10 protein-coding genes are annotated in these 7806 nt (G+C 73.4%); 6 read left to right on the top strand and 4 right to left on the bottom strand.

Annotated elements, in window-relative coordinates:
• The 4 genes from ACME2J_RS21465 to ACME2J_RS21450 all read left to right on the top strand — a co-directional run.
• Window positions 1-450, top strand: a 450-nt coding sequence (locus tag ACME2J_RS21465) for an RNA polymerase sigma factor (RefSeq protein ID WP_495546989.1), incomplete at its 5' end; no start/stop codon positions are given.
• A gap of 106 nt (window positions 451-556) precedes the next feature.
• The gene (locus ACME2J_RS21460; RefSeq protein WP_495546988.1) at window positions 557-1135 is read left to right on the top strand and encodes an RNA polymerase sigma factor; all 579 of its coding nucleotides are present in this window, start codon (window positions 557-559) and stop codon (window positions 1133-1135) included.
• On the top strand, window positions 1132-1914 hold the full coding sequence (locus ACME2J_RS21455) for an anti-sigma factor (RefSeq protein ID WP_495546987.1): 783 nt from the start codon (window positions 1132-1134) through the stop codon (window positions 1912-1914). Before ACME2J_RS21460 ends, ACME2J_RS21455 begins: the two co-directional genes overlap by 4 nt.
• A gap of 74 nt (window positions 1915-1988) precedes the next feature.
• Window positions 1989-2864 (top strand): rhomboid family intramembrane serine protease, encoded by an 876-nt coding sequence (locus ACME2J_RS21450; protein WP_495546986.1) that lies wholly within the window; start codon window positions 1989-1991, stop codon window positions 2862-2864.
• 48 nt (window positions 2865-2912) lie between these two features.
• Here the strand turns inward: ACME2J_RS21450 and ACME2J_RS21445 are convergent, their stop codons facing one another.
• The 3 genes from ACME2J_RS21445 to ACME2J_RS21435 form a co-directional block, all read right to left on the bottom strand.
• Entirely contained in the window at window positions 2913-3296 is a 384-nt protein-coding gene (locus ACME2J_RS21445) for a hypothetical protein (protein ID WP_495546985.1), read from the bottom strand.
• Between the two features lie 104 nt (window positions 3297-3400).
• Window positions 3401-4540, bottom strand: a complete 1140-nt coding sequence (locus ACME2J_RS21440; RefSeq protein ID WP_495546990.1) for a glycosyltransferase — start codon at window positions 4538-4540, stop codon at window positions 3401-3403.
• Entirely contained in the window at window positions 4537-5439 is a 903-nt protein-coding gene (locus ACME2J_RS21435; RefSeq protein ID WP_495546984.1) for a cobalamin-binding protein, read from the bottom strand. The genes ACME2J_RS21440 and ACME2J_RS21435 overlap by 4 nt, the downstream gene beginning before the upstream one ends.
• A gap of 12 nt (window positions 5440-5451) precedes the next feature.
• Between ACME2J_RS21435 and ACME2J_RS21430 the strand changes: the two genes are divergently transcribed.
• Window positions 5452-5739, top strand: coding sequence for a 4a-hydroxytetrahydrobiopterin dehydratase (locus tag ACME2J_RS21430; RefSeq protein ID WP_495546983.1), 288 nt, complete (start codon window positions 5452-5454; stop codon window positions 5737-5739).
• Between the two features lie 439 nt (window positions 5740-6178).
• On the opposite strand, the gene ACME2J_RS21425 is transcribed toward ACME2J_RS21430, so the two are convergent.
• Window positions 6179-7150 (bottom strand): acyl-CoA desaturase, encoded by a 972-nt coding sequence (locus tag ACME2J_RS21425; protein WP_495546982.1) that lies wholly within the window; start codon window positions 7148-7150, stop codon window positions 6179-6181.
• Between the two features lie 83 nt (window positions 7151-7233).
• Here ACME2J_RS21425 and ACME2J_RS21420 point away from each other — a divergent pair.
• A partial coding sequence (locus tag ACME2J_RS21420) for a PucR-like N-terminal domain-containing protein (RefSeq protein WP_495546981.1) occupies window positions 7234-7806 on the top strand: 573 nt, incomplete at its 3' end.

The following is a 7806-nucleotide window of genomic DNA, read 5'->3' as shown; positions in this document are numbered from 1 at the left end:
TACTACCGGGTCGGCAACCACCACGACGCCGAGGACCTCACGGAGCAGACCTTCCTGCAGGCCTACCGGCACTTCGAGCGCGCTCTCTCCGAGTCCGACGGCCGGCCGCTCCGGCCGTGGCTCATCCGCATCGCGCACAACCTCGCGGCGAACCTCTACCGCGACCGCTCGCGCAAGCCCCAGACCCACATCGACGACACGACCGTCCTCCAGGCCGCGCACACGACCGAGGATCTCGTCGAGGGGCGCGATGAGCTCGCCCGGATCCTCCAGGGCATCGACGAGCTGCCCGACGACCGCCGTGAGGCGCTCATCATGCGGTTCGCGCTCGGGATGGACAACCGGGAGATCGCCCGCGCGATGGGGCGGTCCGATGGCGCGACGAAGGTCCTCATCCACCGCGCGATCAAGCAGCTCGAGGGCATCGTGCGTCAGCAGGACGCTGCGTGACGCGCCGGCGCCCAGCGCCGAAGCTGGCGCTCCGGGAGGCATCCGCGATGGGCGCAGGTCCGAAGTACTTCCCGGAATGCCGCTCGTCCTGCGATCCTCCCCAGCTGTGAGCAGCCCGCTACGCGACCTCGCGGACGAGGATCTGATGCAGCTCGTCCGCAAGGGGGAGTCGGCGGCGTTCGAGCTCGTCTATGAACGCCACAGCCAGGCGGCGTTCTCGCTCGCCTACCGGATGACGGGCACGCGGAACTCCGCGGAGGACGTCGTCCAAGAGTCGTTCCTCAGCCTCTGGCGCTCGAACGCCCGCTACGACCGGGCGCGCGGCAGCGTGCGGACCTGGGTGCTCGGGATCGTCCACAACCGGGCGATCGACCATCTCCGCCGCAGCGTCGTCCACGACCGCCGGCGGGCGAGCGACGAGGGCATCGAGGAGCGCTTCGAGTCCGCCGACCGGACGGACGCCGAGGTCGCGCGCCGCGACGAGGCCCGCGAGGTGCGCGAGGCGCTCGAGACGCTCCCGCCGGAGCAGTGCAAGGTCATCGAGCTCGCGTACTTCGGCGGGTTCACCCACAGTGAGATCGCCGCGATGCTCGAGACCCCCATCGGGACGGTGAAGGGGCGCATGCGGCTCGGCCTGGAGAAGATGCGACACCAGCTCGGAGGCTGGCGGGAGGCCACCTCATGATCCGCCCCCACCACGGCAACGACCCCCGCGACGAGGCCACCTGCCCGCGCCTCGACGATGCGGGGGCCTACGTCCTCCACGCCCTCGAGGAGGGCGAGGCCCGCTCGTACGCGGTGCACCTGGAGAGCTGCGACGTCTGCGCCACCGAGGTCGCCGGCCTCCAGACGGTCGCCGACACGCTTCCGATGGCGGCGCCGCAGCTCGTCCCGCCATCCGACATGCGCGGTCGCCTCATGGCGATCGTCGAGTCGGAGGCCGAGCTGCTGCGCGCCACCGGTCCGCAGGCGGACGTCGCCCCGGCGCCTCGGTCCGGCGAGCCCGCGCCGCGGCGGCGCAGCCTTCGCGACCGCCTCGGCTGGCCGTCGGGCCTCTCTCCCGCTCTCGCGGCGACGCTCGCCGCGGTCCTCGTCCTCGCGGGGGCCGGTGCGGGCGTCCTCCTCAGCGACGGCGATGACCTCGGACCGGTGCGGACGGTCGCCGCTCAGTCGGCTCCGGAGGGCGCGCGGGTCGCCGTCGAGGTGCACGACGACCGTGCGACGCTCGTCGCGCGCGACCTCCCGTCCCCCTCGCCCGGCCGGGTCTACCAGGTGTGGCTGCGTCGAGGCGAGATCCCCGAGCCGACGCACACCCTCTTCACGGTGCGTCCCGACGGCCGGGCGCAGGTGGAGGTCGACGAGCCGCTGCGGGGTGCCGAGGAGGTCCTCGTCACCGTGGAGCCGAGCGGCGGGAGCGTCATCCCGTCGGGCGCCCCGGTCATCGCCGCCTCTCTCGAGTCGTGACGGACGCCGCCCGGCGCGTCGTCGCGCGACGCGGCGGCGGGTCGGCGGCCCGCGGCCGGTACCCTCGCTGATCGATGGCCACCGCGACGTCGCAGACCTGCTACCGCCACCCCTCGCGCGAGACCGGGGTCTCGTGCTCGAGCTGCGGGCGTCCCATCTGCACGGACTGCATGACCCCGACCCCGGTGGGCATGCGCTGCCCGGAGTGCTCGAGCGACCGCACCCAGGTCCGCACGCTGCGCTCACTCGAGGCCTCCGTCACGCTCACGCCGGTCATCATCGCGGTCTGCGTCATCGCCGGCTTCGCGAGCGGCTCCCTCTTCGGGGTCCGCGGCGCCGGGAACGAGCTGTTCTACGCCGGCGCGCTGTTCGGCAACGGCAGCGTCTTCGCCGTCCTCCCCGAGGGCCTCGGCGACATCGCGAACGACCACGAGTACTGGCGCCTCATCACCGGCGGCTTCCTCCACAGCGGCCTGCTCCACATCGGCTTCAACATGTACCTGCTGTGGCTCCTGGGGAACATGCTGGAGCCGGCCTACGGGCAGCTGCGCTTCGGCCTCGTCTACCTCACCGCGCTTCTCGGCGGCTCCTTCGGGGCGCTTCTCCTCTCGCCGGACCGCGTGACCGTCGGCGCGTCGGGGGCGGTCTTCGGGCTCATGGCGATCGCGTTCCTCGAGATGCGCGCGCGGGGCATCGACCCGATGGCGACCGGCATCGGCCCGCTCATCCTCCTCAACCTCGTCATCACGTTCCTCCCCGGCTTCAACATCTCGATCGGGGGGCACCTCGGCGGGCTGCTCGCCGGGGCGCTGTGCGCGGTCGCCCTCCAGCAGGCCGCGCGCCGTCGCCAGCCGGCCCTCGGCATCGCGGCTCTCGTCGTCCTCAGCGTCGCGTTCGCGGTCGGGGGCGTCCTCGCCGCCGAGCAGACGCAGGGCCTCTTCGAGGCGTAGACCCCCGCGCGGGCCGGCGCGGCCGGCCCGGCGCAGGTCCCGACGCCCTCAGCGGGCCTCGAGGAGCTTCACCTTGCGGACGAGCGTCGGCTGGCCCTTCACGACGATCCGCACGGTGTAGCGGGTCCCGACGCGCAGCGGACGCGACGAGCGGACGCGCGACCGGTACGTGTAGTCCGTCCCGTGGCGCCCCACCGGGGCGATCGAGGACGTCCCCTGGTCGCTGAAGCGCACGTGCGCCGCGAGGCCGCCGCCGGGCTTGCGGGGCAGCTTCTCGCTCACCGCGAACGCGAGGTCGGCCGCCGTCGCCGACGACGTCGTGCGCAGCGTCGGCGAGCCGCGCAGCTCGGCGTCGGCGAGGGCGACGGCGGGGAGCGCGGCGACGGCTGCCACGGCCAGGGCGGCGACGGGGCGGGATCGGAGCGGGAGCATGTGCGTGACCTCCTGGGGATCGGACGGGTGGTGGTCCCAGGATCCGCCGGCGCGCGTCGGCGCGCCACAGGGCGGCACCCCAGTCACGACCCCAGGGCCGGCCCTCAGGCGAGCAGGCGGTCGTACAGGGCCTGCACGACGTCGAGCATGCGGTCCGTCGAGAAGCGCTCGCGGACGTCCGCGCGCGCCGCGGCGGCGAGCGCGTCCCGGCGAGTCGGATCGTCGACGAGATCGGCGAGGACGGCGCTCAGCGCTCGCGCGTCCCCGGGCGCGAAGAGCACGCCGGTCTCTCCGTCCCTGATCATCTCCGGCAGCCCTCCGTGGGCCGCGGCGACGACGCAGCATCCCGCGGCCGCGGCCTCGAGCGCGGCGTTCGGGAACGGGTCGGGCTGCTTCGAGGGGACGGCGACGACGTCGGCCGCTCCGTACACCACCTCGACGTCGTCGCGGAACCCGCAGTGGACGACGCGCGCGGCGACGTTGAGGCGGGCCGCGATCTCGTGGAGCTCGCGGAGATGGCGCTCCTCGCCGCGCCAGGGGTCGCCCGCGATGAGCGCGACGACGTCGTCGCGGCCGCGGAGCGGCGCCTGGCCGAGCGCCCGGACGAGGACGTCCTGGCCCTTCCAGCCGCTCACCCGGCCCAGGACGGCGACGACGACGGCGTCCTGCGGGAGGCCGAGCTCGGCGCGCGCCGCCGCGCGCGGCGCCCTCGCCGGGTCGATCGGAAGACCGTCGTGGAGGACCGACGCGGCGGCCGCTCCGTCGAACTGCCGCGTCGTCGCGGTGCTCACGCACGGGAGGGCGTCGGCGGTGAGGAGGAGGCGCCGGTAGGCCGGCCACCAGCGCTCGAACCCCGCGTAGATCTCGCGGACGTGCCAGACGTGCGGGACGCCTGCGACCCGCGCGGCGGCGGCGCCGCCGAGGGTGACCGACGTGTTCGTGTGGACGAGCGCCACGCCACGGGACCGCGCGAGCCGTCCGAGGCCGCCGGCGTCGGCAGCCCACGCGGCGGCGACGCGGGAGATCCCCGCAGGGCTCATGAGCGCACGCCGGAGGACCGCGAGCGGGCGGACGAGGACCTCGACGCCGTCGGATCGGAGGTCGTCGCCGAGGTCGCCGTCCTCGGGGAGGACGACGAGCGGCCGGTACCGCGCCGGGTCGAGCCCGGTCGCGAGCGCGTGGAGCTGGCGGTCGGCGCCGTAGCGCCCCGCCGAGGAGTGGAGGTAGAGGACCGTGCGGCTCAGCGCGGGATCGCCTCGAAGACCGGGAGCGCGGCGCTCGGCGCCTCGGGGACGCGGTCCGGATGGAGGATGTGGGCGAGCAGCTCGAGGCCGTCGACGAGGCGGGGACCCGGCCGGGAGAAGTACGCGGACGCGTCGACGGCGACGACCGTCTCGGCGCCGAGGCCCGCGAGCTCGTCACGGACCTTCTGCGCCTCGGCGTGGGCCGTCGGGGCGTCGTAGCCGCACGGCATGCAGACGACGACCTCCGGCTCGGCGGCGGCGATCGTGCTCCACTCGACGACCTCGCTGTGCTCGCCCGGGAGCCCGAGGACGTCGTGACCCCCGGCCATCTCGATGAGCTGCGGGGTCCAGTGCCCGGCGACGAAGACGGGGTCGAACCACTCGATCGCGGCGACGCGCCGGCGCGGGGCGTCGCGGACCGCGAGGCGCACGCGATCGACGCGCGCGCTGATGTCGCGCACGAGGTCGACCGCGGCGTCCTTCGTGTCGGTCGCCTTCGCGAGCGTGCGGATGTCGCCCATCGTCTCGCCGAACGTCTTCGGGTCGAGCGAGATGACCGACGGGCAGGACGGCAGCTCCTCGGCGAGCTCCTTCACCTCGTCGTAGGTGACGGCGCACACGGGGCAGAGCGCCTGCGTGACGACGAGGTCGGGCTCGAGCACGCGGATCGCGTGCTCGTCGAGCTCGTAGATCGTGCCGGTGCCCTCGACGGAGGCGCGGACCGCCTCGTCGATCTCGCGCGCGCTGAGGCCCGGCGGAAGGCGGTCGCGCGTGACATGCGGCAGATGGCGCGCCTCGCTGGGATGATCGCACTCGTGCGTCACGCCGACGACCTGGTCGCCGAGGCCGAGCGCGAACAAGAGCTCGGTCGCGTGGGGCACGAGACTCACGATCCGCATGGGAGACACGATATGGGACGACTCAGCGACGACGAGATCAACGACGCGCTCGGGCGGCTGCCCGGCTGGCGGAGGGAGGGGGACGCGATCGTCCGCGACCTCCGCGTCGACGACTTCGCGGCGGCGATCGCGTTCGTGAACGACGTCGCCGCGCTCGCCGAGGAGCGCAACCACCACCCGGACCTCCTCGTGCATGGCTACAACCAGGTCCGCGTGACGATCGCGACGCACAGCGAGGGTGGGATCACCGAGCTGGACGTCGCGCTCGCGGAGGCGGTCGACGGACTCGGCGCCGCCTGACCCGGACGCGTCGTCGGGAGCGCGCACGCGCCAGGTCGGGCGTGGTGGTCCCGGCCTGCGCAAGTTCTCGGTGGCGGCGCCGTTGTGAACGACTGGTGACGGCCGCGTCCGTGGGACGACGTGAGTCGGTCACACCTCCGCCGCCTGTGGGCGATGGGAGGAGAGAGAGAAGACAATGGGCGGATCGGGGTGGGTCCGCCCAAAGCGCGAGCGGCCCGCCATCTTGGCGGGCCGCTTGCACTTCTGGGGAGGAGTGCACTTGCGAGGTACGTTCGCGGCGCTCAGTATGGGCGCGCTACCTGAACGAGCGGTAAAACTTCCCCGCGGTCGGCTGCGACGTCCCTCGCAGGACGGGCGAATCGAACGCGCGTCGGATTGACGCCCGTCGAGGGGGCGAATCGAACGCGCGTTGATTTCGAACCCCCCGGCGCCGCCGGGGTCAGGCCTCCGCGCGCAGCTCCTTCGCCTTCTGGCGCTCCGGGCTCACGCGCACGACGTCGCGGGCGAGCCCGAGCTTCTCCATGCCGGCGATGACCCAGCCGGTGACGTCGACCTCGCGACGGCCCATGCCGTGGACGGCCGCGCGGGGGAACGCGTGGTGGTTGTGGTGCCACGCCTCGCCGAGGGACGGGATCGCGAGCCAGGCGACGTTGGTCGAGTGGTCCTCGATGTCGAAGCGGCGCTTGCCGTGGAAGTGGCAGATCGAGTTGATCGACCAGGTGACGTGGTGGAGGAGGAAGATCCGCACGAGGCCGCCCCAGAGGAGGCCGCGGAGGAAGCCCTCGACGGTGAAGCCGTGGAGGACGAACCCGAGCAGGGCGGGGATCGCGAGGCTCGCGAGCACGAGCCACTCGAAGTTGCGGTTGAGCAGGCGCATGCCGCGGTCCTCGACGAGATCCTTCGCGTACTTCGAGCGCCGGGCGGACCCCTGGTCGGTGATGATCCAGCCGACGTGGGCGTGGATGAGCCCGCGCAGGCCGGAGCCGTGGCCGACGTGCGGGCTGTGGGGGTCGCCCTCCGCATCGGTGAAGGCGTGGTGCTTGCGGTGGTCGGCGACCCAGCTGATGACCGGCCCCTGGACCGACATCGAGCCGAAGGCGGCGAGCGTGTACTCGACCCACTTCGGCGCCGTGAATCCGCGGTGGGTGAGGAGGCGGTGGAAGCCGATGGTCACGCCGAAGCCGGTGATCGCGTACATGAACGCGAAGATCGCGAGATCGATCGGCCCGACCCACTCGTTCCAGCCCGCGTAGATCGCGAAGAGGAAGGCGAGGAACGGGATGACGACGGCGAGGAGGTTCGCGATCTGCTGGGACCGCGGCATCACGTAGTCGTGGTCGTGGTCGGGGCGTCGCGCCGCGCGCGCGGCGGGCCCGTCCTCCGGGCGGGTCGGGGCGGTGGGGGTCGACATATCGGCGACCCTAGCTAGCGACGACGGAGTGTTCTTGTCGATCCGGGTCGCGTTCTGGCGCCGCGATTTGTAGGTTCTCGATAATGGAGTCGACCCCGAACCCGTCGGCGGCCCGCGCCCTGCGCCCGATCCTGCCCGATCTCGCGGCCGAGATCATCGAGGCGCTGCGCGCCGAGGTCCCGGAGTACGACCGCCCGCTCAGCGGGCCGTTCGGCGCGACGATCCGCCAGGGCGTCGAGCAGGCGCTCGAGCGCTTCGTCGACGCACTCGAGGATCCGGCCCGCTCCCGGCGCATCGGCCGGGAGACCTACGTCGCTCTGGGCCGCGGGGAGCGAGCGGCGGGACGCTCGCTCGAAGCCCTCCTGTCGGCCTACCGGACCGGTGCGCGGATCGCCTGGCACAGCGTCGTCGAGAGCGGGGTCCGGTCGGGGCTCGACCCGGCGGACCTCTACGCGCTCGGCGGCGCCATCTTCGCCTACATCGACGAGCTCAGCGCCGAGTCGGCCGAGGGGTACGCCGAGGAGCAGTCGCGCGAGGTCGGCGAGCGGATGCGACGGATCCGGGCCGTCCTGCGCGCGATCCTCGCCGAGCCGCCGGCCGCGGGGGTGCTCGCGGCCGCCGCCGAGGACCTCGGGTGGACGCCGCCCGACCGGGTC

The organism is Paraconexibacter sp. (genome assembly GCF_059438195.1).
Note: the sequence above shows the minus strand (reverse complement) of the source record. Positions and strands in the feature narration are given on the sequence as shown.

What these genes read in the sequence shown, in the direction of transcription:
- ACME2J_RS21455 (WP_495546987.1), top strand. Translation starts at nt 1,132, where the DNA reads ATGATCCGCCCCCACCACGGCAACGACCCCCGCGACGAGGCCACCTGC.
- ACME2J_RS21450 (WP_495546986.1), top strand. Translation starts at nt 1,989, where the DNA reads ATGGCCACCGCGACGTCGCAGACCTGCTACCGCCACCCCTCGCGCGAG.
- ACME2J_RS21435 (WP_495546984.1), bottom strand. Translation starts at nt 5,439, where the DNA reads ATGCGGATCGTGAGTCTCGTGCCCCACGCGACCGAGCTCTTGTTCGCG.
- ACME2J_RS21445 (WP_495546985.1), bottom strand. Translation starts at nt 3,296, where the DNA reads ATGCTCCCGCTCCGATCCCGCCCCGTCGCCGCCCTGGCCGTGGCAGCC.
- ACME2J_RS21430 (WP_495546983.1), top strand. Translation starts at nt 5,452, where the DNA reads ATGGGACGACTCAGCGACGACGAGATCAACGACGCGCTCGGGCGGCTG.
- ACME2J_RS21425 (WP_495546982.1), bottom strand. Translation starts at nt 7,150, where the DNA reads ATGTCGACCCCCACCGCCCCGACCCGCCCGGAGGACGGGCCCGCCGCG.